We start from the raw sequence: 21,562 nt of genomic DNA, 5'->3' as shown, positions 1-21,562 counted from the left end.
AACGGGCGGTCATTTTCGCTGGCCGCCCGTTTTACTCTGTTCAGGTGCGACGTGCCCAGTCAGGGCTGTTTTACCGCCCAGCCTTTTAGCTTGCTGGTTTTACCGATGCCCGGATTAAAGCTGTTGGTGGGATCGAGCTTGCGGTAAAATGCGGTGAGCTGTGGCTGGGCCTGATACAGATGCCCGACATTATGCTCTGCCGGATATTCCGCCCCGCGGCTGTGCAAAATCGCCAGCATCTTTTCTTTCAGCGCATGAACATCCACGCCTTTTTTCACAATGTAATCCTGATGGAAGACATGGCAGAAGAAGTGCCCGTAATAAAGGCGATGGCTTATCGACTGGGTAATCTCATCAGGCAGGCTCTCAAACCACGCTTTATCATTGCGACGCAACGCAATATCCAGCGCCAGAATATCTTCTACCTCATCCGCATGAACGGCGTGATAGCGCACCGCCGCGCCCGCGGCCGCAAAGCGATGCAGAAAGGCATGCGCACCTTCTTTACCTTCGCATTCAAAAAACTCGCCGCCGCCCTCACGAAAAAACTCACGCAGATAGTCACGCGCCTCCGCAATGCCATCACCCGACATTTTCAGCATTAAATGGTGTTGGTATTTATCACGATACTGTTTCATGCGTTTGGGAAGATGGGCGGGGAAGAGGCGGCTGACGCGCTGCAGCAGTCGGTCGCTCAGATGCGGTTTGATAAACGACAGTTTGTTCAACCAGCCATCGACCCGGCCCTTGAGACTGAAAAACAGCGGCATCTTATCGGTGCCAAGCTTGTCGATCATCAGGAAGGTGTCTTTGCCATAGACTTCGGCGATGTCGTAGATATCCCGATGCATATATTCCGCGGCCACGGGCAGATTGTTGAAATTCGCCAGCATATGGCAGCGCAGGTCACCCAGTACCGAGGCATCATTGGTGCCGATATAAAACACCTGCTGTTGCGGTTCGCGCGCAAACGTATCCAGGCGCACCGCAAATACCGCCAGCTTGCCTGCGCAGCCCGACGCTTCAAACAGGCGGCGGGCATCGGCGTTAAAACGGGCGGGCGTATCCGCATCAACATCACGCACCCGTTCGGCGTAGTCGTGATCGGAGGCATGACGGCCGTCATGCAGCACATCCCCGGGCTGCCAGCGATCATCATCCAGCCGTCCCAGAATCTCTTCCGGCGTGGTGCCAAGCTCAATACCAAGGTGGTTAACCAACTTCAGCCGTCCCTGGGCATCAATCTGGGCAAACAACGCCATCTCACTGTAGGCCGGGCCACGTTTAATCAGTGAACCGCCGGAGTTGTTGCAGATGCCACCCAGCACCGACGCGCCAATGCAGGATGATCCAATAACGGAATGCGGCTCGCGGCCCAGCGGCGCGAGGATTTTTTCCAGCTGATACAGCGTACTCCCCGGAAAGGCCAGCACCTGTTTGCCGTTGTCGATCAGCTGTAGCTTATCCAGCCTCAGGGTACTGACAATGACCAGCGGGCGATCGTAGTCGTTACCCTGCGGCGTTGAGCCTTCGGTGAGGCCGGTGTTCGCCGCCTGCATCAGAATAATGGCATCGGCAGTCACCAGCGTTTGCAGGACGCGCCACAGTTCCAGCAGCGTCGCAGGAAAGACGACCGCCAGCGCGTCTCCCTCACCGGAACGGAAGCCTTTACGATAGCGGGCGGTATGGGCGGCCTCGGTCAGTACGTTACCAGAGCCGACCTGGCGGCGGAGATCGGCGATCAGGGCAGAAGGTGTCATCATGGGCAATTCCCTTGTCTTATGCATGCGTCATTACTGTAGCACGTGAGTTGCGTCGGGCGCAGTGTGATAGCCGCAGGTGACATGCTATGCTCTGAAGATGGCATTCTGCATTTAGTCGATATTGCGCAGTTACTTAAGAGAACCCAACCTGATGAAATGGATTTGCTCTGTTAGCCTCGCTGTTTCCCTTGCTCTGCAACCTGCATTTGCCGGGGAGCCCACCGTTCACCATCCCATGACCGAACAGGCGCGTGATGCCTACGTGAACAACCTGCTGAAAAAAATGACGCTGGACGAGAAAATCGGCCAGTTACGTTTAATCAGCGTGGGCCCGGATACGCCAAAAGAAGCCGTACGTGAGATGATCCACAAAGGTCAGGTTGGCGCCATTTTTAATACCGTGACGCGTCAGGATATTCGCGCGATGCAGGACCAGGTGATGCAGCTAAGCCGCCTGAAAATTCCGCTGTTTTTTGCCTATGACGTGGTACACGGGCAGCGAACGATTTTCCCGATTCCCTTAGCGCTGGCATCCAGCTGGGATCTCGACGCCGTCAATGAAGTGGGGCGCATTTCTGCCTATGAAGCGGCGGACGATGGGTTAAATATGACCTGGGCACCGATGGTCGACGTCAGCCGTGAACCGCGCTGGGGCCGCGTGTCTGAAGGGTTCGGCGAGGACACCTATTTAACCTCTGCCATGGGACGCACCATGGTGCAGGCGATGCAGGGCAAAAGCCCCGCAGACCGCTACAACATTATGACCAGCGTGAAACACTTTGCGCTCTATGGCGCGGTGGAAGGCGGACGCGATTACAACACCGTGGATATGAGCCCACAGCGCATGTTCCAGGACTACCTGCCGCCGTATAAAGCCTCGCTGGATGCCGGCAGCGGCGGCGTAATGGTCGCGCTGAATTCCATTAATGGCGTGCCCGCGACGGCCGACAGCTGGCTGCTGAAAGATCTGCTGCGTCATGAATGGAAATTCAAAGGAATAACCATCAGCGATCACGGGGCGATTAAAGAGCTGATCAAGCACGGTGTGGCGAGCGATCCCCAGGATGCCGTGCGTATTGCCATTAAGTCTGGCGTAGATATGAGTATGAGCGATGAATACTACAGCCAGTATTTACCCGACCTGGTGAAGCGCGGCATCGTCAGCAAAGCCGAAATCGATGATGCGGCCCGGCACGTGCTCAATGTGAAATACGATATGGGGCTGTTTAACGATCCCTACAGTCATCTTGGCCCGAAAGAGAGCGATCCGCAGGATACTAACGCAGAAAGCCGCTTACACCGCCCGGAAGCCCGCGATGTGGCCCGCAAGAGTATGGTGCTGCTGAAAAACCGACTTGATACCTTACCGCTGAAGAAATCTGGCACCATTGCCTTGATTGGACCGCTTGCCGACAGCCAGCGTGACGTCATGGGCAGCTGGTCGGCGGCGGGCGTCGCCAAACAGTCGGTTTCCCTGCTGCAGGGCATGAAAAACGCCACCGAAGGCAAAGCCACGCTGCTGTACGCCAAAGGCGCGAACGTGTCAGATAACAAAGGCATTCAGGACTTCCTCAACATGTATGAACCGGCCGTGGCGGTCGATCCGCGTTCGCCGCAGGCAATGATTGATGAGGCGGTCGAGAAAGCGAAGCAGGCCGATGTCATCGTGGCGGCGGTAGGGGAAGCGCAGGGCATGGCGCACGAGGCGTCCAGCCGCAGTAATCTGATGATCCCGCCTTCGCAACAGAAGCTGTTAGCCGCGCTGAAAGCGACAGGCAAGCCGCTGGTGATTGTGCTGATGAATGGTCGCCCATTGACGCTGGTTGATGAAGACAGAATGGCCGATGCCATGCTGGAAACCTGGTTCAGCGGAACAGAAGGGGGCAATGCTATCGCGGATGTGCTGTTTGGCGATTACAACCCATCGGGTAAACTGCCGATGTCTTTCCCCCGCTCCGTGGGTCAGATCCCCATCTATTACAACCATTTACCGACCGGCCGCCCGTACAATTTTGCCAAGCCCAACAAGTACACATCGCACTACTACGATGCGGAAAACGGCCCGCTTTACCCGTTTGGTTATGGCCTGAGCTACACCACGTTCACCGTGTCGCCAGTCACGCTTTCATCAGAAACGATGGCGCACAACGGCAGTATCGAAGCCAGCGTAACCGTAACGAACAGCGGCAAAGTGGACGGTGCCACGGTGGTACAGCTCTATCTTAACGATCCCGTTGCCAGCATCAGCCGTCCGGTAAAAGAGTTGCATGGCTTCAAGCGCATTATGCTCAAAGCCGGTGAATCTCAGCAGGTGACCTTTAAGATTGATGTGGATGCGCTGAAGTTCTGGAACCAGCAGATGAAGCACGTTGCCGAACCGGGTAAATTTAACGTCATGATTGGTCTGGACTCAGTCCGCACGCAAAACACCCAGTTCACCTATCAGTAAACCTCAGACGGACCTGGTTCCAGGTTCCTGCTGATGTCACCGCTTCCCCGTTCGGGGAGGCGGGTTTATCCTCCGTTCCTGCCTTCTGCCTTCATCGATTCACTTTGAGAGTTTTACCCTTGCCTGTCGTGGCAGCAGACGTGATCCTGCTCTATCCTCGGGGAAAATGGATTCCTCAAGTACTGTCGAGGCGCTATGACGTATCAATCACTGATTGCTGAAGTCCACAATCAGCAGCGCACCCTGACGGCAATTGTCGAACAGGATGCGCGGACTGCTTATTTCTATATCTGGCCAACCGATCTGTTTCGTAGCCAGTTTGCGGTGCGTGGCTGCTGGTTACGAAACCTGCTCCCTGCGCCGGTTCAGGAAGATCACCAGGCGATGGAACAGGGCATTGCCCCCCTGCTGAGTGCAGAATACTGCCGTAATCTGGAAGCTGAACCGCCGCTGGATCCCGCAGGTCTGCAAATTCTCTGGGAACCCGGAGATGCGGGAGCGGCACTGTGGTACTACGGGCAACTTCTTGCCGTAATTCCTGGCTGGAGCCTTTACCAGGATAAACAGGTCAGTTTCTCCGCCGGTTGTATCAAAAAAAACCGCCTGACCGCGCCGCTCGGTTCAGCCTCGACCAATCATTACTATGCCCTTGCCGAACAGCAGCGCCAGTTCTGGCGTGAATGGCATGACGGCAGCCAATGGGACAAGGTGCAACAGGACTTGCTGGCCTGTTATCAGGCGCAGTTTGGCGAGTCGGTCAAATACTACGCGATCGATCAGGGCAACTGGCCGCCCATGGCGCTCTCTCAGCACTACCATAACGGCATCTGGTACTTTCTGACCCTGGGCATGAGCATTCGCCCCATGCCGCAGGTTGATTTTCTGTTCGATGAGCTGGCTCCACAGTACCGCCGGGCAGAGCTGGCGATGGCGGTCGATGGCGAAGTCATGACTGAAAGCAATGCGGTCCAGATGGCTAGCGCGCTGGCTGAATTTGTCCATTTGCCGTGGGCGCGGCTGACCTGGCTGGGCGAAGGCCATACGCTGGCCTCAGAGGTGGCACCGGTGGGATTCGAAAGCTACCTGTTAGCCAACGAGCTGGCCCCGGAACAGGCCCAGTTCCCGCTGCCGAGACAGGATGGCGACAGACCCACGCTGCTGTGGGCCACGCCGGTAACCGAAGCGGAACGGCAATTTGCCCAGAGCGAAGCCCAGGGCGGGCAGCATCTGCGTGAACGGCTCACCGCCGGGGGAAATACGCACATATTTCGACCGCGTGAACAGGTCGTGAACACAGAATAAACGCCGGAGACAGGGCGATTTTTCCTCTTGGTGGAAAAAGTTACTGACCTGGCGTAACTAAATATCTTTATTGTTAAAAGACTTGTTAAATTTGTGATCTGGTCTACTCAAGTTCCCCCTTGCCGTGCCGTTAACCCCGATCAGGCAATAGCGCCACAAAAGGTCCAGGGGAACAATGATGTTAAAGACCACGCAATCCCGCTTCACAGCAACGCTTATCGGTTTTTTTGTTGCGCTAGTGTTGGTCACTATTTGGGTGATCAACCAGTTTGTCGCGCCTCAGTTGGTGGACAATGAAAGCCGCCTGATTCGCTATCAGGTGGATTCGCTGGCAACCGGCATCGTTGAGCAAATGAACCGTGTTCAGGCACAGCAACGTGCCATTACCGAGGCCGCCTCGGTCATCGACAGCGCCGCCATCGACACCTTATTACCTGCACTGGTCAACCAGTATCAGGACAGTAACGTTTTCGGTGGCGGTATCTGGCCTTTACCCCATCGTCGCGAGGCGGGTAAAGAGAAAGACAGCAGCTTTTTTGCACGTGACGCCAGCAACAAGCTCCAGGTTAACACCTACTGGAACACTGAAGCCGCGGACAAATACTGGGAGCAGCCCTGGTATAAAGACGGCATGGCCGCGCCGAAAGGGCAGTGCGCCTGGGCTAAAGCTTATCAGGATGCCGCCAGCCCACAGCCGCGTACCAACTGTGCCATGGCAATCTACCGCGATGGGACAGTCTGGGGCGTTTCCACCATCGACGTTACGCTGGGTTTCTTCAACCAACTGGCTAAAAAGATGGGCGAGGCGATTCATGGAGACGTCCTGATCGTTGAGTCCGACGGCAAAGTCGTGGGTAACGCGGCGCTGGTTAACGGCACGCCGAAACTCGAAAACCTGAGCGATCTGCAAAATCCTATGGCTGCGCCGCTGAAAGCGATGCTTGCCAGTGCGGGGACAAAGTCCGCAGAGTCAACCTATAGCAGCAACGATGGCGAGCAAACGCTGTTTCTGCAGGCTATTCCGGGCAGCCCGTGGTATCTGGCCAGTAGCGTACCGTCCAGCCTGCTGAAAGCCCAGTCCCACAATATGCTGATGCGCCTGGGTTTGGTGCAGATCCCTCTGGCCATTATTCTGTTGCTGGTCATGCTGGGTTTCATGCGCGCCATGATGAAGCGTTTGAGCATGCTCAACCAAAATATCGAAGCGCTGTCGACAGGGGGCGCGGATCTCACGCAGCGTCTGCCAGCCAGTAACAGCCCGGAATTTAACGCCGTTGCGCAGAGCTTTAACCACTTTATCAGCTATCTGCAGGGGTTAATGCAGCAGGTCGGCAGCAGCGCCCTGGCCATCTCTGCGGCGTCGCGTGAAATTGCCAGCGGCAACACCAACCTCTCCTCGCGCACGGAAGAGCAGGCCAGCTCGATTGTTGAAACGGCGGCTTCTATGGAGCAACTGACCGGCACCGTACGCCAGAACGCCGACAACGCAACGCATGCGAACCAGCTGGCGGGTGAGGCTTCTAAAGTGGCGTCGCGCGGAACGGAAGTGGTTCGTCAGGTGGTGAGCACGATGGGCGAAATTCACCACTCTTCGCGTAAAGTCGTCGATATCATCAGCGTGATCGACAGCATTGCCTTCCAGACCAATATCCTGGCACTCAACGCCGCCGTTGAAGCCGCGCGTGCTGGCGAGCAGGGCCGTGGTTTTGCCGTGGTCGCCTCGGAGGTGCGTAATCTGGCGCAGCGTTCGGCCAACTCCGCACGTGAAATCAAAAAACTGATTGAAGAGTCGGTCGCGAATATCGATGCAGGCAGTCAGCTGGTCGAACAGGCTGGACAAACCATGGACGAGCTGGTGCAGGGCGTGAGCAGCGTCACTACGCTAATGAGCGAGATCATGGCCGCCAGTCGTGAGCAAAGCATGGGCATCGAACAGGTTAACGTTGCCATTACTCAGCTTGACGGCACCACGCAGCAGAACGCCGTCTTAGTTGAAGAGGTCTCCTCTGCCGCGCAGGCGATGGAAGCCCAGAGTCTGCAACTGGAACAGGTTGTACAAAGCTTCAAACTGTAATTCACAGTCAGGCCAGCGCCCGCTGGCCTGACGTTTTCGACGATCGCCATTGCCGTCTGACAGATTTGTGCATAAACAGCACAATTTTATCCCCTCAACCTCCCCAATCTTGTGCCAGAATAATGAGGAATACACTCAAGGAATCCTCATGTCTGCTATTGAAGTTATCCTCGTCGACCATCTTGATCGTCCCACCGGCAAAATGGAAAAGTTGGAAGTGCATGAAAAAGGATTACTGCACCGCGCTGTCACGGTGTACGTTTTTAACACCCGGCAGGAGCTGCTGCTCCAGCGTCGCGCCAGTGACAAATATCACTGCGGCGGATTATGGAGCAATACCTGCTGCGGTCATCCTTATCCTCATGAATCGACTAAAGAGGCGGCCGAACGCCGTCTGCGCGAAGAAATGGGCATGATCCTGTCGCTGACGCCTGTCTTCGAACTGAGCTATAACCTGCCGCTCAGTAATGGCCTGACAGAGCACGAGTACGGCCATGTCTTTTTTGCCGTGAGCGACGCGCTTCCCGTGCTTAACCCGCAGGAGGCGGATGCATTTGACTACCGCTCAATGCAGGATATTGCCCAGCAAATGCAGCAGCAGCCCCAGCAGTTTACGCCCTGGTTCCTTCATACCTTTCCCCGTATTCCTGCCTGTCTCGACAGTTTCACTTTCCCGGCTTAATCACCGAGCCCTGGCCGATGTGGTCAGGGTTAGCCGCATCTGATTTCAGGACAAAACAGATCGCGGAATGCGATTGCCAGGCTACGCTTTTATTGCAACCTCTAAAACGGTGGGCGTGCCTGTCAGGTTATCCCTACGGCCAACCGTACTTCCAGATAAATACATCAATAAGGAAAGCATCATGGCAAACATTCGCGGTTTGGCCGGCATCAGCCTTTTACTGCTGAGTCTGGGAATGGCGCACGCGGCCGACCCGGTACGTGTGGGTTCCAAGATAGATACTGAAGGCTCACTGCTGGGCAATGTCATCCTGCTGGTGCTGGAAAAGCACGGCGTCAAGACCGTTAACAAAATCCAGCTGGGGGCAACCCAGGTGGTGCGGGGCGCCATCACCGCGGGCGAACTGGATATCTACCCGGAATACACCGGCAACGGAGCCTTCTTTTTTAATGACGAAAAAGACAGTGCCTGGAAGCATGCCCGCGAAGGCTATGAAAAAGTGAAAAAACTTGATGCCGAAAAAAATCACCTCGTGTGGCTGACGCCCGCGCCGGCGAACAACACCTGGACCATCGCGGTCCGTAACGACGTCGCGGAGAAAAATCACCTTAACTCCCTTGACGATCTCAGCGCCTATCTGAAAAAAGGGGGCACGTTCAAGCTGGCTGCCTCTGCGGAATTTATCGAACGCAGTGATGCGCTTCCCGCATTCGAAAAAGCCTATGGCTTTACGTTAAAACAGGATCAGCTGTTATCGTTGGCCGGGGGCGATACCGCCGTGACTATCGGCGCAGCCGCGCAGCAAACGTCAGGCGTCAATGCCGCCATGGCTTACGGCACGGATGGCCCGGTTGCCGCGTTGGGCCTGAAAACGCTCAGTGACCCAAAAGGCGTTCAGCCCATTTATGCGCCTGCGCCAGTAGTGCGTGAAGCGGTTCTCCAGGCTTACCCGCAAATGGCTGCATGGCTTAAACCCGTTTTCAGTGCGCTGGATGAAAAGACATTGCAGCAGCTCAACGCCAAAATTGCCGTTGAAGGGCAGGACGCCAGCAGCGTGGCGAAAGCGTGGTTAGAACAGAAAAAGCTGCTGTAACCGATGTGGCTATCGCGGGAGGCGATATCCCGGCCTCGACAGCAGCCGGTGGCGCTGGTACTGATTATGTTACTGAGCCTGACGTCAGGCTGCCTGCCGTTTGTGAGCTTTGCGGCTAATCGTCTGGTTGCCGGCCAGCCGGTGATGCTTTGGCAAATGTCGCACGGCATGGCGCTTCTGCCCCCGCTGGCGTTGCTGTGGTTACTGCTGTGGGCCAGACAGACGGGGTTTCGCTGCGCGTTGCAGTTAATGAGCGCCGGGCTGGTGCTGGCGGTCATGATCTGGCTCAGCGGCGACCAGGCCAGGGTGCTGGCCGGGCAGGGCAGCCGACTGGCGCGAACCAGCTTTGCGAGCGGCATGTGGTGCGGCAGCGCGCTGACGCTACTGTTGATCACCGATACCGCGCGTGCGCTCACCCGCCGCAGGCTGTGGCAACTGGTGCTGAATCTGCTGGTATGGATCCTTCCCCTCTGGCTGCTGTTCAGCGGCCAGCTGGACGACCTGTCGTTACTGAAAGAATATGCCAACCGCCAGTCGGTCTTTGATGCGGCCTTATTGCGTCATCTGACGCTACTGGCCGCCACCGTCCTGCCTGCTTTACTGATTGCTTTCCCGCTGGGCATCGTGCTTTACCGGCGATCCGGCTGGCAAAGCAGCGTCTTCGGCGTGCTGAATGTGGTTCAGACGGTGCCCTCCGTGGCGCTGTTTGGCTTACTCATTGCCCCACTGGCGGGGCTGGCAAAACGCTTTCCCTGGGCAGGTGCATGGGGCATCAGCGGCATTGGCATGGCGCCCGCGCTGATCGCGCTGGTGTTGTATGCCCTGTTGCCGCTGGTGCGCAGCGTGGTAACCGGACTGCAGCAGGTGCCGCCAGACGTGCGCGAAAGTGCGCGCGGCATGGGGCTGAGCGGCAGGCAGCAGTTTTTCGCCGTGGAGGTGCCGCTGGCCTTGCCGGTGTGGTTGTCGGGCATACGGGTTGTGGTGGTGCAGACACTGGGCATGGCCGTGGTGGCGGCGCTGATCGGCGCAGGCGGATTCGGCGCGATTATTTTCCAGGGGCTGCTGAGCAACGCGCTGGACTTAGTGCTGTTAGGCGTGATCCCGGTGATTGCGATGGCGGTGACTTTGGATGCGTTATTCCGCTTGTTGATTTCCCTGCTGGAGAGAAAAGATGATTCAGTTTGATGGCGTCACCCGGTTCTTTGCGGGTAAAGCCGCGGTTAAAAACCTGTCGCTGACCATCGCAAAAGGAACCTTTACCGTGCTGCTGGGCACCTCGGGCTCAGGTAAATCGACCACGCTTAAAATGATTAATCGTCTGGTGGAGTACGATGAAGGGGAAATCCGCTTTGCAGGCGAATCTATTCGTCAGATGGATGCCCAGGCGCTGCGCCGCCGTACCGGCTATGCCATTCAGTCGATTGGTCTGTTTCCGCACTGGACGATTGAAAAGAACATGGCAACCGTCCCTGCTTTGCTGGGCTGGTCAAAAGCGCGCAGGCGCGAACGTATTGACGAGTTGATCGCACTGCTGAATTTGGATCCGGCATTACTTCGCCGCTATCCGCATCAGCTCTCCGGGGGACAACAGCAGCGCGTTGGTGTTGCGCGGGCGCTGGCGGCGGATCCTGACGTACTGCTGATGGATGAACCCTTTGGCGCACTGGACCCGGTCACGCGCACTGCGCTTCAGCAGGAGATGTTACGCATTCACCGTGCCTCAGGGTGCACCATCGTGCTGGTCACGCACGATATTGATGAAGCCCTGACGCTGGCCGACAATATTGTACTTATGGACGACGGTGAGATCGTTCAGCAGGGTAAACCGCTTGAATTGCTGACCCGACCAGGCAACGACTTTGTGCGTGATTTTCTGGGGCGCAGCGAGATAGGGCTGCGTCTGCTGGCGCTTGGCCAGGTGGGACGCGCAGTACGTCGTGGGGAATGGCTGGATGCCGAGCCGCTGGCGGCGACGCTGAGCCTGCGCGAAGCGTTGTCACAGTTTATCAGCCGCGGCACGGATAAACTGCCCGTCGTAGATGCGCATCAGCAACCGCTGGGCGTGCTCTACTTCAGCGATCTTCTTCATCACACCGAGGCTCAACAATGCGACGGTTAGCCGATCCTCTGCTGTGGCTGGTCCTGTTTTATCTCAGCCTGCTGGCGGCCATGCCCTACAGCGGCCCCGTGTTTGCCGCCTGGTTTCCCGATCTGGCCCGCCCGCTTTATCAGCAGGACAGTTTCTGGCAGCTCACCCTGGCACATCTTTTTCTGGTGGTAACCGCCAGCCTGATGGCGGTTGTTATCGGCGTCGGCAGCGGCGTGCTGGTCACTCGCCCTGCGGGACGGGCTTTTCGCCCGTTGTTGGAAACCATCGCCGCCGCCGGTCAGACGATCCCGCCGGTGGCGGTGCTGGCGATAGCCGTGCCTGTCATGGGATTTGGCGCGTGGCCTGCCGTGGTGGCATTGCTGCTTTATGGGCTGCTGCCAATTTTACAGGGCACACTGGCGGGGCTGGGCAGTGTCCCGGCCAGCAGTCGTGAGATCGCCGTGGGTGTCGGCATGAGTGGCTGGCAGCGTTTGTGGCAGGTTGAGCTTGCGCTGGCGGCACCGGTGATCATTGCCGGCATACGTAACTCCGTCATCATCAATATCGGCACGGCGGCCATCGCCTCTACCGTCGGGGCAAAGAGCCTGGGCTCGCCCATCATCATCGGCCTGAGCGGCTTTAATACCGCCTATGTCATACAAGGCGCGTTGCTGGTCGGGCTGTTAGCGATCGTCAGCGATCGCCTGTTTGAACGGCTGCAGCGCCGTCTTAGCGTGAATGAACGATAAGTGAATAGCCGACCAGCATAAGTCCACTGGTGCCGCCGATAGCCATAATGGCAAACAGCGTGGCAAAAAATGTTTTTTTCCAGTTCATAACTAACCTGAGGGTGTTTACGTCAAGGCGGGGATAATAGCGCGCGCAAGGCAGCCGTCATAGTGCCGAGCGTGCGTTTTTATTTCAGTGTGCGTCGTGCAAACGTACAGAGAATCCCTGTTCCTGCCAGTGTGCCAGCTGTTCCTGCTGACGGCGCGTCAGTCTTTTACCGGTAAAAACAAACATATTCAGCCCCGGAAATAACTCGGGCCGGGGAACATCAAGCGGTTCGGCAAGCACGTCGATGCGCCAGCCGTGCTGCGACAGTCGCCATCCTTCCAGCCAGATGCGCGTGCGATCTTCAATGCCCCAGCCAATAATCAGCGCTTCTTTACCGGCTTTTTTGCGACTGCTTGCCAGACAAAAAGCCACGTAGTCGATCAGGATGCCATCCAGCAGGCTGCACATTGTCCGTGCTGTATTCTGATCCAGGCTGAGTTTCTGCCTTATGGGCATAAAAACGTGATCGATCAAGGCATCAACCGCATGTTCGCGACCAATTAAAGCGATCTTGTTGCGTAGCTTAGCCGGTCTTACATGGCGCAGTATGCTGATGAGTTCGTCCTGCATGGCGGTCCAGCCATCGTTGGAATCAACATCTCCACCTTCCAGTAGTGCTTTGACCTTGCCTACTGGTACTCCACTTTCAATCCAGCGCATGATTTCCTGAATACGCTGAACATCTTCTTCATCGAACTGTCGATGACCGCCTTCGGTACGTTGTGGTTTCAATAATCCATAACGTCGTTGCCAGGCGCGTAAGGTAACCGGATTTATGCCACAGCGTTCGGCGACATCGCCGATACTGTATAAGGTCATATTTACCTCTTTAAACTGACCTGAGTTAAAACACCATAACGAAGCCTGTTAAGTTGTACAACCAATTTTTAGATGTACAACTTGACGGCTGCGCTTAATTGTTGTTCTATCTCAATTATGAGATTTATTTTTCATAAGTGAGATGAAACATGTCTTTTGATAATACGGAGCAACGCTTAGCAGCCCGCCTTGCAGAATTACGGATGAAGCAGGGTTGGTCACTTGATGAACTCTCAACCGCCACCGGCATTAGCCGGCCCACATTATCGCGTATTGAGCGTGCTGAAACCAGCCCAACGGCTGCCCTGCTTAATCGTTTGTGTGTGGCTTACAGTCTGACCATGTCGCGCCTGCTGAGCGAAGTGGAAGCGGAAAGCGATCTCCTGATCCCTCGCGAACGCCAGCCGATCTGGAACGACGAAGCCAGTGGATTTAGTCGCCGCAATGTCTCACCGCCAGCCCATAATTTCCGCTGTGAGCTGATAGAAGGCACACTGCGGCCCGGCGCGCGCGTCGAATACGACGCGCCACCGCTACAGGGCATGGAGCAACATATCTGGATGCAACAGGGACAGCTGACGATAACCATGGGCGCGCAGAGCTGGACCTTAGCACCCGGCGACAGCCTGCGTTTTCATCTTAGCGGCGCGTCCGCTTTTCAGGCACATCTTACTGAAGGTGCCCGCTACTTACTGGTGGTCTGCAAATCATGATGACGTATCAACAATTCAGCGCCGCTGAGGCACAACAGGTTTTACCCGAACTGGCCCAGGTCTTACAGGCCTGTGTGGCCGAGGGTGCCAGCATCGGTTTTATCGATCCTGAAAACATCAGCGTGATGACCCTTTTTTGGCAAAATCAGCTTGCCGCGCTGGAAAAAGGCCAGAGTGAACTGCTGGTTGCCCGCCAGCATGGCCGGGTGGTGGGCACCGTGATGCTCAATGACAGCGCCATGCCCAATGGAAGCCATCGGGCCGAAGTCAGTAAGCTGCTCGTGCATCCGCAGGCGCGGCGGCAGGGGATAGCGCGCAGGTTAATGCAGCAGGCAGAACAGCGGGCGTATCAGAAGGGAAAGCGCCTGCTGGTGCTGGACACCCGATCCGGGGACGTGGCCAGCGATCTTTATCGCGCGCTGCACTGGCAGGTTGCGGGTGAGATTCCTGCCTATGCGCAGTCTATTGAGGGAAAACTGGACGCGACCACGGTGATGTTTAAGGTGCTGGATTCGCACGGCGGCTGAAGTACAGGCCTTCGGGCCGCCGCCTTATCCCTGCGCAACACGCGACAACACGATACGACGGCTGTGGCCTGCTGTTGACCCGACAGCACGAGCAGGCCTTTTCTGAAGCCAGCACGAAAAAAAAGACCCGAAAGCTGACGTCACTGCGATACTGTGTAAAAATACAGGCCATCGAGTAAAGTGGTAATCTTAACATGGCCCTGACAGCAGCATTAAAAAGCCAGATCGCACAGTGGTATAAAGCGCTGCAGCAACAGGTGCCAGACTTTATTCCCCGTCCTGCTCAGCGGCAGATGATCGCGGAGGTCGCGAAATGTCTGTCGGGTGATGACGGGCGCCACCTGGCTGTAGAAGCGCCGACTGGCGTGGGCAAAACCCTTTCGTATCTTATTCCTGGCATCGCCGTCAGCCGCGCGGAAGAGAAGCGGCTGGTGATCAGCACGGCCAACGTCGCCTTGCAGGATCAGATCTTCAGCAAAGATTTGCCGTTGCTTAAAAAAATCATTCCGGATCTCACCTTTACTGCGGCCTTTGGACGCGGGCGCTATGTGTGTCCGCGCAATCTGGCCGCGCTGGTCGCAGACGATAATCAGCAGGCCGATTTGCTGTTCTACCTGGATGACGAAGCGGTCAGCAGCACCAAAGAAGAGCAGATCCAGTGCGGACGGCTGCAAAAGTCACTGGATCGCTACCAGTGGGACGGCCTGCGCGATCACAGCGAGGAGAACGTCAGCGACAGCCTGTGGCAGCGTCTGTCTACTGACAAAGCCAGTTGCCTTGGCGTGCATTGCCGCTGGTACCGCGAATGTCCGTTTTTCGTTGCCCGGCGGGAAATCGAGCAGGTCGATGTGGTGGTAGCCAACCACGCGCTGGTGATGGCGGCCATGGAAAACGAATCGGTGCTGCCCCCGGCCAAAAATCTGATGCTGGTGCTGGATGAAGGGCATCACCTGCCTGAAGTGGCGCGTGATGCACTGGAGATGAGCGCCGATATCACGCCCGGCTGGACCAGCCTGCAGCTCGATCTGTTTGTGAAGCTGGTGGAGGCGATTATGAGCCAGATGCGGCCCAAATCCCCCCCGCCGCTGGCCAATCCTGAACGTCTTAAAGCCCACTGCGATGAACTGCGAGAACGCCTTGCCACCATAAGTGAGGCATTAAGCCCATTGCTTCCGCCGCACAATCAACCCGGCGAGTTTCGTTTCGTGTTGGGCACCTTACCCGACGAGCTGCTGGCGCTGTGCGCCCGGCTGTTCAAGCTGAGCGACGGGCTACGTGGACTCAGCGAAGGGTTGATTAACGCCTTGAGTGAACAAACCGGAAGCGTCGATCTCGTGCGTCTGCACCGCAATTTATTGCAGCTCAACCGCCACTTTGGCTGGTTTGAATCAGTCAGCAAGCTGTGGCGACTGGCTGCGATGGAAAAAGCCTCTGGTGCGCCCGTTTCAAAATGGATAACCCGTGAACTGCGCGACGGTCAGGCACACCTGTTCTTCCACTGCGCGGGAATTCGCGTCTGCGATCAGCTGGAAAAAATGCTGTGGCGCAAGATTCCTCACGTTGTCGTGACCTCCGCGACCTTGCGCTCATTGAACAGCTTTAGCCGCCTGCAGGAAATGTCGGGGTTGAATGAAAAGGCGGGCGACCGTTTTGTGGCACTGGCGTCGCCGTTCAGCCACGTCGATCAGGGCAAGCTGGTGATCCCGCAGATGCGCTACGAACCGTTGATGGCGAATGAGGCTGAGCATATCGCGGAGATGGCGGCCTTTTTCCGCCAGCAAATGCAGACAGAAAAGCATAAAGGCGTGCTGGTGTTGTTTGCCAGCGGGCGCGCCATGCAACAGTTTGTCGAGGCGCTGCCGGAATTACGACTGATGATGCTGGTGCAGGGCGATCAGCCCCGCAGTCGCCTGATCGCCCTGCACCGCAAACGGGTAGAGCAGGGCGATACCAGTATTCTCATCGGCCTGCAGTCGTTTGCGGAAGGGCTGGATTTAAAAGGTGAGCTGCTCAGTCAGGTACATATCCATAAAATTGCTTTTCCGCCCATAGACAGTCCGGTAATTTTAACCGAGGGCGAATGGCTGAAGAGCCTCAGGCGTTATCCGTTTGAGGTACAGAGCTTACCCAGCGCCTCTTTTACGCTGATTCAGCAGGTCGGGCGTTTGATCCGCAGCCATCAGTGTTTTGGCGAGATTGTTATTTACGATCGCCGCCTGTTGAGTAAAGCTTACGGCAGTCGGCTGCTGGCGGCGCTGCCGGTGTTTTCAATTGAGCAGCCGGTCACGCCTGAACCCGAGGCCAGAAACACCAAACCCAATCCCGGCACGCGCAAACCGCGTGCGAAGCGGCGTTAAGTCGTTGCCACTGAGCGGAAATGCGTGATGGAACTGAATAAAATTATCAAAGAAGTCGGGCGCGGTAAGAACCATGCTCGCGATATCGATTTCGACAGTGCCCTGGCACTCTACGGCGCAATGCTGGACGGCGAGGTGCCGGATCTTGAAATGGGCAGTATTTTAATCGCCCTGCGAATCAAAGGTGAAGGCGAAGCAGAAATGCGCGGCTTCTATCAGGCGATGCAGTCGCGTGTGATGCGCCTGCAGGCGCCGAGCGGTCGTCCAATGCCTGTGGTCATTCCCAGCTATAACGGTGCGCGCCGTCAGGGAAATTTAACCCCATTACTGGCGCAGGTGCTTAACAGGCTCGGTCTGCCCGTGCTGGTTCACGGCGTCAGTGACGATGCCACGCGCGTGACCAGCGAAGCGGTCTTTGCCGCGCTGGGGATCGTGCCGGTCACTACGGCCGAACAGGCACAGGCAAAGCTCGACAGGGGTGAGCTGGCCTTTATTACCATCGATCACCTCTGCCCACCCATGGCAAAACAGCTGTCGTTACGCTGGCGCATGGGCGTGCGTAACAGCGCCCACACGCTGGCGAAGCTGGCCACGCCGTTTGGTGAGCGCGAGGCCCTGCGCCTGTCAAGCGTATCCCATCCGGAGTATGTTCCACGGGTGGCGACCTTTTTTAGCGCTATCGATGCCCCCGCGATTCTGCTGAACGGGACCGAAGGTGAGGTTTATGCCAATCCGCAGCGCTGCCCGGCCATCAGCTATGTGGGCGGTGCAGCACAGCAGGCGGAGGTCTGGGTAGAGAGACAGCCGGAGGTTGCGGTGCCGCTGCCCGCCGACAAGTCGGCCGCCGAGACGGCGCGGTGGACGGAAGAGGTGCTGAATCACCAGCGCCCTCTGCCAGAGGCGCTGCGACTGCAAATTGCCTGCTGCCTGCGCGCAAGCGGTCAGTGCGCCTCGCGGGAAGCCGGCCTTGAGAAACTGGCGGCGGCCGGTTTTTAACGGTGAGCCTGTGGCAGGGCGTGCTCAACCAGGTTTTGCCAGAAGCGGATACCGGTGGGGATGAGCGCATCGTTGAAATCGTAGTGAGCATTATGTAAGGGGGCGGATGGGGTTGCGCCATCTGCACCGAGCCAGAAATAGGCGCCCGGGCAGGCTTCCAGCATGCAGGCGAAATCTTCAGAGGCCATAGAGGGATTCACCTGCCACCGCACCTGCTCTTCCCCCAGCGTACTGACGGCAACGTCGTGAACCTGCCGGGCCGGGCCTGTATGGTTGGTTGTCACCGGGTAGCCAGGTAGCCAGCGAATCGCGCCGCAGACGCCAAAGGGTTTCGGCAGCGTAGTGACAAAATCATCAATAAGCGCATGAACCCGTTTGCGCACATCGTCTTGCAGGCAGCGCACGGTGCCGCGCAGAACGATCTGTTCGGGAATCACGTTAATTGCCTCACCACCCTGAATCTGCGTGACGCTCACCACGGCTGAGGAAAGGGGAGAAAGGCGACGTGAGGGGATCGTTTGCAGGGCCAGAATCAGTTCAGCTGCCACCACCATCGGGTCGGCACCGCTTTCCGGCATGGCCGCGTGGCAGCTTTTACCGCTCAGCGTAATTTCAAACGCATCCAGTGAGGCCATCATCGCACCGGCGTTAACCGCCAGCGATCCCAGCGGCAGGCCGGGCCAGTTGTGCATCGCATAGACAGCATCCATGGGGAAACGGGTAAATAATCCCTCTTCCACCATTTTCCGGGCGCCGCCGAGGTTTTCTTCCGCAGGCTGAAAAATAAAATGCACCGTGCCGCTGAACTGACGCGTGGCGGCAAGCTGTCTGGCGGCCGCCAGTAAAATCGCCGTGTGGCCATCATGGCCGCAGGCGTGCATCACACCAGGTTTACTGGAGCGCCAGGCGGTTTCGCCTTTTTCATTGATGGGCAGCGCGTCCATATCGGCACGCAGGCCGATGACCGGTCCGCTTCCATTTTTCAGGGTGCCAACCACGCCCGTCCCGGCAAGACCACGAAATACCTGCAGGCCCGCCTGCTCAAGTTCATGCGCAACCTTATCGCTGGTCCGATGTTCCTCATAGCCGAGTTCGGGTTCGCGATGAAACTGGTGGCGCCAGCGCAGCGCATCATCAAGCAGGTCAGAGGAAAGAGTCATGCAATGTCGCGCTCCATATCATTCAGGAAGATTCACTTTAGAGGCCGGGCGAGAGCGCGTCTATCGCCAGGCGCGATAAAATAGCGAATGGGCTAAATCAAAATGGAATAAGTAATAAACAAGCGTGCAACCGTATCGCCTGTTATGCCGACTCACGCTTAATTAAATGGAAGCCGATATCAATAATGCTTTCTGCGCAGGGACGCTGTTCAATCCGATCGGCCAGCAGCGTAGCGGCACGTTGACCTATAGCGACCCGATCGACGCTGACCGTGGTGAGGGCAGGGCGATTGCTGGCAGCAAAATCCAGATCGCCAAAGCCCATCACCGCAATATCTTCAGGCACGCGCAGGCCACGGCTTTCTGCCTCCATAATCGCACCCTGTGCCAGCGTGTCTGAACTGCAGACGATGACGTCATACTCACCCTGATCGAAGAGCTGCGTTAAACCGGCGCGTCCGGATGCCAGAGAGGCGGGGAGCGCCGCGTCTGCCTGTGGGATTGCGTCAATTCCTTGCTGGCTGAAGACGTCACATAATCCCTGTTTACGCTGTCCGGCACGTTTGTCTGACGTCCACACCAGGCCGGGCCGACGGAAGCCTTGTTCAAGCAGGTATTCTGCCGTGGCCTGACCGACGCGTTGATGCGAGAATCCCACCAGCATATCGAGCGGCGTTGGCGTCAGATCCCAGATTTCAACGACCGGTATCGCGGCATTCAGGATCACCTTTTTAAGGGCGGCCGAATGATGGATCCCGGTCAGAACAATCCCGTCCGGACGTCGTGACAGCAGTGTTGCCACCAGTTCGGCTTCAGTATCAGTGCGATAGCCCGCCACGCTCAGCAGGATATGATAACCCCGCAAGCCCAGCTCATCACTCAACGACTGAATGGTATCCACGAACATGTTGTTGTTGATTTGCGGCACCACGACAGCGATGAGCTTACTGCGCCTTGAAGCCAGGCTTCCCGCCAGCGCATTAGGAATGTATCCCGTCACCCGCACCGCCTCCATGACTCTTTCTGCCGTTTTAGGCCGCACTAACTGCGGGGCATTCAGCACGCGGCTGACGGTCATCGGTGACAGTCCGGCATGGCGGGCGACATCTTCAAGCGTGGGCGCATGGGTCGGTTTCGAACTTTTCACGGCAATCCATTTCACGGTGACGGCGGTATTCGCACTGGCATTATTCTTCATGTTCCTGAGCATTTCCAGCCGGTGCGTTACGCATTAAGCAGTATGCGCTGACATGACTAAAAAAATTCGCGATAGATGTTAACGCAATCATTATGTTGTTTAACACGAAGAAAAAGTCATAAATGCGATCTCGCTGGCAGCATGGCTCCCTTTATGCAAGGTAAATGTGATCTGTTGTTCAAAATAAACACAACGCGGTTTTCTGCCGCAGGCCGGGATGTAAAGATAAAAATGTTAGCGCAATCATTTTTAGACCACAGGAGATAACTATGTCTGTAAGCGCAAATTCTAATGCCGTGAGCTATGCCAAAACGGTAAACGCAAAAACGGCGGCTGACGTCGGTGATCGTATTGAATGGGTCAAACTCTCCCTGTCGATTTTACCCCTGGCCACGCCCGTCAGCGATGCCAAGGTGCTGACAGGGCGCCAAAAGCCGTTAACCGAAGTGGCCATTATCATTGCTGAAATTCGTAGCCGTGAGGGTTTTGAAGGGGTGGGATTCAGCTATTCCAAACGCGCTGGCGGGCAGGGCATTTACGCGCATGCTAAGGAGATTGCCGATAATCTGCTGGGGGAAGATCCAAACGATATTGATAAAATCTACACCAAACTGCTGTGGGCGGGCGCATCGGTAGGACGAAGCGGCATGGCGGTGCAGGCTATCTCTCCCATTGATATTGCGCTGTGGGATATGAAAGCGAAACGCGCCGGGCTGCCGTTGGCAAAACTGTTAGGTTCCCATCGTGATTCCGTACAGTGCTACAACACCTCGGGCGGCTTCCTGCATACACCGCTGGAGCAGGTATTAAAGAACGTGGTGATTTCACGTGAAAACGGCATCGGCGGGATCAAGTTGAAAGTGGGGCAGCCAAACTGTGCCGAAGACATTCGTCGCTTAACGGCAGTGCGTGAAGCGCTGGGCGACGATTTTCCGTTGATGGTTGATGCCAACCAACAGTGGGATCGTGAGACCGCTATCCGTATGGGCCGCAAAATGGAGCCGTTCAATCTGATCTGGATTGAAGAACCGCTGGATGCTTACGATGTGGAAGGCCATGCACAACTGGCCGCCGCGCTGGACACGCCCATTGCGACCGGTGAGATGCTCACCAGCTTCCGTGAGCATGAGCAACTGATTTTGGGCAACGCCAGTGATTTCGTTCAGCCGGACGCGCCGCGCGTGGGTGGCATTTCCCCTTTCCTGAAAATCATGGATCTGGCGGCGAAGCACGGTCGTAAACTTGCGCCACATTTCGCCATGGAGGTTCACCTGCATCTGGCGGCGGCTTATCCGCTTGAGCCCTGGCTGGAGCATTTCGAATGGCTGAACCCGTTATTTAATGAGCAACTGGAATTACGTGACGGACGGATGTTTGTTTCAGATCGCCACGGACTTGGTTTTACGCTCAGCGAACAGGCACGAAGCTGGACTCAATTAACCTGTGAGTTCGGCAAACGTCCCTAATCTTTTTGGCGGGAATCTCTCCCGCCACCTCTCCTTT

General features: G+C 56.7%; 17 protein-coding genes. 13 read left to right on the top strand and 4 right to left on the bottom strand.

Translation table 11 applies throughout. The features are described 5' to 3' along the window. Window positions 1–59: 59 nt before the first annotated feature. On the bottom strand, window positions 60–1,763 hold the full coding sequence (gene dld / locus P9J57_RS14135) for a D-lactate dehydrogenase (RefSeq protein WP_019106157.1): 1,704 nt from the start codon (window positions 1,761–1,763) through the stop codon (window positions 60–62). A gap of 151 nt (window positions 1,764–1,914) precedes the next feature. On the opposite strand from dld, the gene bglX reads away from it, so the two are divergent. The 8 genes from bglX to P9J57_RS14095 all read left to right on the top strand — a co-directional run bounded on the left by bglX (window position 1,915) and on the right by P9J57_RS14095 (window position 12,201). After that, entirely contained in the window at window positions 1,915–4,212 is a 2,298-nt protein-coding gene (bglX, locus tag P9J57_RS14130) for a beta-glucosidase BglX (protein ID WP_013025134.1), read from the top strand. 195 nt (window positions 4,213–4,407) lie between these two features. Then, on the top strand, window positions 4,408–5,514 hold the full coding sequence (locus tag P9J57_RS14125) for a suppressor of fused domain protein (protein ID WP_019106159.1): 1,107 nt from the start codon (window positions 4,408–4,410) through the stop codon (window positions 5,512–5,514). Between the two features lie 178 nt (window positions 5,515–5,692). Then, entirely contained in the window at window positions 5,693–7,588 is a 1,896-nt protein-coding gene (locus tag P9J57_RS14120; RefSeq protein WP_110014987.1) for a methyl-accepting chemotaxis protein, read from the top strand. Window positions 7,589–7,736: 148 nt separating this feature from the next. After that, complete coding sequence (gene idi, locus P9J57_RS14115) at window positions 7,737–8,270, top strand: isopentenyl-diphosphate Delta-isomerase (protein ID WP_014593247.1); 534 nt, start codon at window positions 7,737–7,739, stop codon at window positions 8,268–8,270. Window positions 8,271–8,505: 235 nt separating this feature from the next. After that, window positions 8,506–9,363, top strand: coding sequence for a glycine betaine ABC transporter substrate-binding protein OsmF (osmF, locus tag P9J57_RS14110; protein WP_085980253.1), 858 nt, complete (start codon window positions 8,506–8,508; stop codon window positions 9,361–9,363). Between the two features lie 3 nt (window positions 9,364–9,366). After that, the gene (locus P9J57_RS14105; RefSeq protein WP_042677795.1) at window positions 9,367–10,548 is read left to right on the top strand and encodes an ABC transporter permease; all 1,182 of its coding nucleotides are present in this window, start codon (window positions 9,367–9,369) and stop codon (window positions 10,546–10,548) included. Continuing rightward, window positions 10,535–11,482 (top strand): ABC transporter ATP-binding protein, encoded by a 948-nt coding sequence (locus P9J57_RS14100; RefSeq protein ID WP_014593249.1) that lies wholly within the window; start codon window positions 10,535–10,537, stop codon window positions 11,480–11,482. Before P9J57_RS14105 ends, P9J57_RS14100 begins: the two co-directional genes overlap by 14 nt. Then, window positions 11,470–12,201: an ABC transporter permease gene (locus tag P9J57_RS14095; RefSeq protein ID WP_014593250.1), complete on the top strand. Its 732-nt coding sequence runs from the start codon at window positions 11,470–11,472 to the stop codon at window positions 12,199–12,201. Before P9J57_RS14100 ends, P9J57_RS14095 begins: the two co-directional genes overlap by 13 nt. 172 nt (window positions 12,202–12,373) lie before the next feature. Here P9J57_RS14095 and P9J57_RS14090 read toward each other — a convergent pair whose 3' ends face one another. After that, entirely contained in the window at window positions 12,374–13,108 is a 735-nt protein-coding gene (locus P9J57_RS14090) for a MerR family transcriptional regulator (protein ID WP_013025143.1), read from the bottom strand. Window positions 13,109–13,257: 149 nt separating this feature from the next. Here P9J57_RS14090 and P9J57_RS14085 point away from each other — a divergent pair, with 149 nt between their 5' ends. The 4 genes from P9J57_RS14085 to ybiB all read left to right on the top strand — a co-directional run bounded on the left by P9J57_RS14085 (window position 13,258) and on the right by ybiB (window position 17,701). Then, window positions 13,258–13,821: a helix-turn-helix domain-containing protein gene (locus tag P9J57_RS14085; protein WP_013025144.1), complete on the top strand. Its 564-nt coding sequence runs from the start codon at window positions 13,258–13,260 to the stop codon at window positions 13,819–13,821. Further along, window positions 13,818–14,348 carry a GNAT family N-acetyltransferase gene (locus P9J57_RS14080; protein WP_105088509.1) on the top strand — a complete coding sequence of 177 codons (531 nt, stop codon included), beginning with the start codon at window positions 13,818–13,820 and terminating at the stop codon, window positions 14,346–14,348. Before P9J57_RS14085 ends, P9J57_RS14080 begins: the two co-directional genes overlap by 4 nt. A 194-nt stretch (window positions 14,349–14,542) precedes the next feature. Then, the gene (dinG, locus tag P9J57_RS14075) at window positions 14,543–16,705 is read left to right on the top strand and encodes an ATP-dependent DNA helicase DinG (RefSeq protein ID WP_014593252.1); all 2,163 of its coding nucleotides are present in this window, start codon (window positions 14,543–14,545) and stop codon (window positions 16,703–16,705) included. Between the two features lie 27 nt (window positions 16,706–16,732). After that, window positions 16,733–17,701 (top strand): DNA-binding protein YbiB, encoded by a 969-nt coding sequence (ybiB, locus tag P9J57_RS14070; protein ID WP_014593253.1) that lies wholly within the window; start codon window positions 16,733–16,735, stop codon window positions 17,699–17,701. Here the strand turns inward: ybiB and P9J57_RS14065 are convergent. After that, window positions 17,698–18,861: a M20 aminoacylase family protein gene (locus tag P9J57_RS14065; protein ID WP_024470907.1), complete on the bottom strand. Its 1,164-nt coding sequence runs from the start codon at window positions 18,859–18,861 to the stop codon at window positions 17,698–17,700. The genes ybiB and P9J57_RS14065 overlap by 4 nt on opposite strands. A gap of 142 nt (window positions 18,862–19,003) precedes the next feature. Next, window positions 19,004–20,059, bottom strand: coding sequence for a LacI family DNA-binding transcriptional regulator (locus P9J57_RS14060; protein WP_019106162.1), 1,056 nt, complete (start codon window positions 20,057–20,059; stop codon window positions 19,004–19,006). Window positions 20,060–20,328: 269 nt separating this feature from the next. Here P9J57_RS14060 and P9J57_RS14055 point away from each other — a divergent pair, with 269 nt between their 5' ends. Next, window positions 20,329–21,525, top strand: coding sequence for an L-talarate/galactarate dehydratase (locus P9J57_RS14055; protein WP_013025150.1), 1,197 nt, complete (start codon window positions 20,329–20,331; stop codon window positions 21,523–21,525). Window positions 21,526–21,562 lie beyond the last annotated feature (37 nt).

The organism is Pantoea sp. nfd-35 (genome assembly GCF_056892255.1).
This window is presented reverse-complemented; position numbering and strand designations above follow the sequence as displayed.

Coding starts and splice junctions, on each gene's coding strand:
- dinG (WP_014593252.1), top strand. CDS start 14,543: ATGGCCCTGACAGCAGCATTAAAAAGCCAGATCGCACAGTGGTATAAA.
- idi (WP_014593247.1), top strand. CDS start 7,737: ATGTCTGCTATTGAAGTTATCCTCGTCGACCATCTTGATCGTCCCACC.
- dld (WP_019106157.1), bottom strand. CDS start 1,763: ATGATGACACCTTCTGCCCTGATCGCCGATCTCCGCCGCCAGGTCGGC.
- P9J57_RS14060 (WP_019106162.1), bottom strand. CDS start 20,059: ATGAAGAATAATGCCAGTGCGAATACCGCCGTCACCGTGAAATGGATT.
- P9J57_RS14090 (WP_013025143.1), bottom strand. CDS start 13,108: ATGACCTTATACAGTATCGGCGATGTCGCCGAACGCTGTGGCATAAAT.
- P9J57_RS14120 (WP_110014987.1), top strand. CDS start 5,693: ATGTTAAAGACCACGCAATCCCGCTTCACAGCAACGCTTATCGGTTTT.
- P9J57_RS14100 (WP_014593249.1), top strand. CDS start 10,535: ATGATTCAGTTTGATGGCGTCACCCGGTTCTTTGCGGGTAAAGCCGCG.
- P9J57_RS14105 (WP_042677795.1), top strand. CDS start 9,367: ATGTGGCTATCGCGGGAGGCGATATCCCGGCCTCGACAGCAGCCGGTG.
- bglX (WP_013025134.1), top strand. CDS start 1,915: ATGAAATGGATTTGCTCTGTTAGCCTCGCTGTTTCCCTTGCTCTGCAA.
- P9J57_RS14055 (WP_013025150.1), top strand. CDS start 20,329: ATGTCTGTAAGCGCAAATTCTAATGCCGTGAGCTATGCCAAAACGGTA.
- P9J57_RS14065 (WP_024470907.1), bottom strand. CDS start 18,861: ATGACTCTTTCCTCTGACCTGCTTGATGATGCGCTGCGCTGGCGCCAC.
- osmF (WP_085980253.1), top strand. CDS start 8,506: ATGGCGCACGCGGCCGACCCGGTACGTGTGGGTTCCAAGATAGATACT.
- P9J57_RS14085 (WP_013025144.1), top strand. CDS start 13,258: ATGTCTTTTGATAATACGGAGCAACGCTTAGCAGCCCGCCTTGCAGAA.
- ybiB (WP_014593253.1), top strand. CDS start 16,733: ATGGAACTGAATAAAATTATCAAAGAAGTCGGGCGCGGTAAGAACCAT.
- P9J57_RS14095 (WP_014593250.1), top strand. CDS start 11,470: ATGCGACGGTTAGCCGATCCTCTGCTGTGGCTGGTCCTGTTTTATCTC.
- P9J57_RS14080 (WP_105088509.1), top strand. CDS start 13,818: ATGATGACGTATCAACAATTCAGCGCCGCTGAGGCACAACAGGTTTTA.
- P9J57_RS14125 (WP_019106159.1), top strand. CDS start 4,408: ATGACGTATCAATCACTGATTGCTGAAGTCCACAATCAGCAGCGCACC.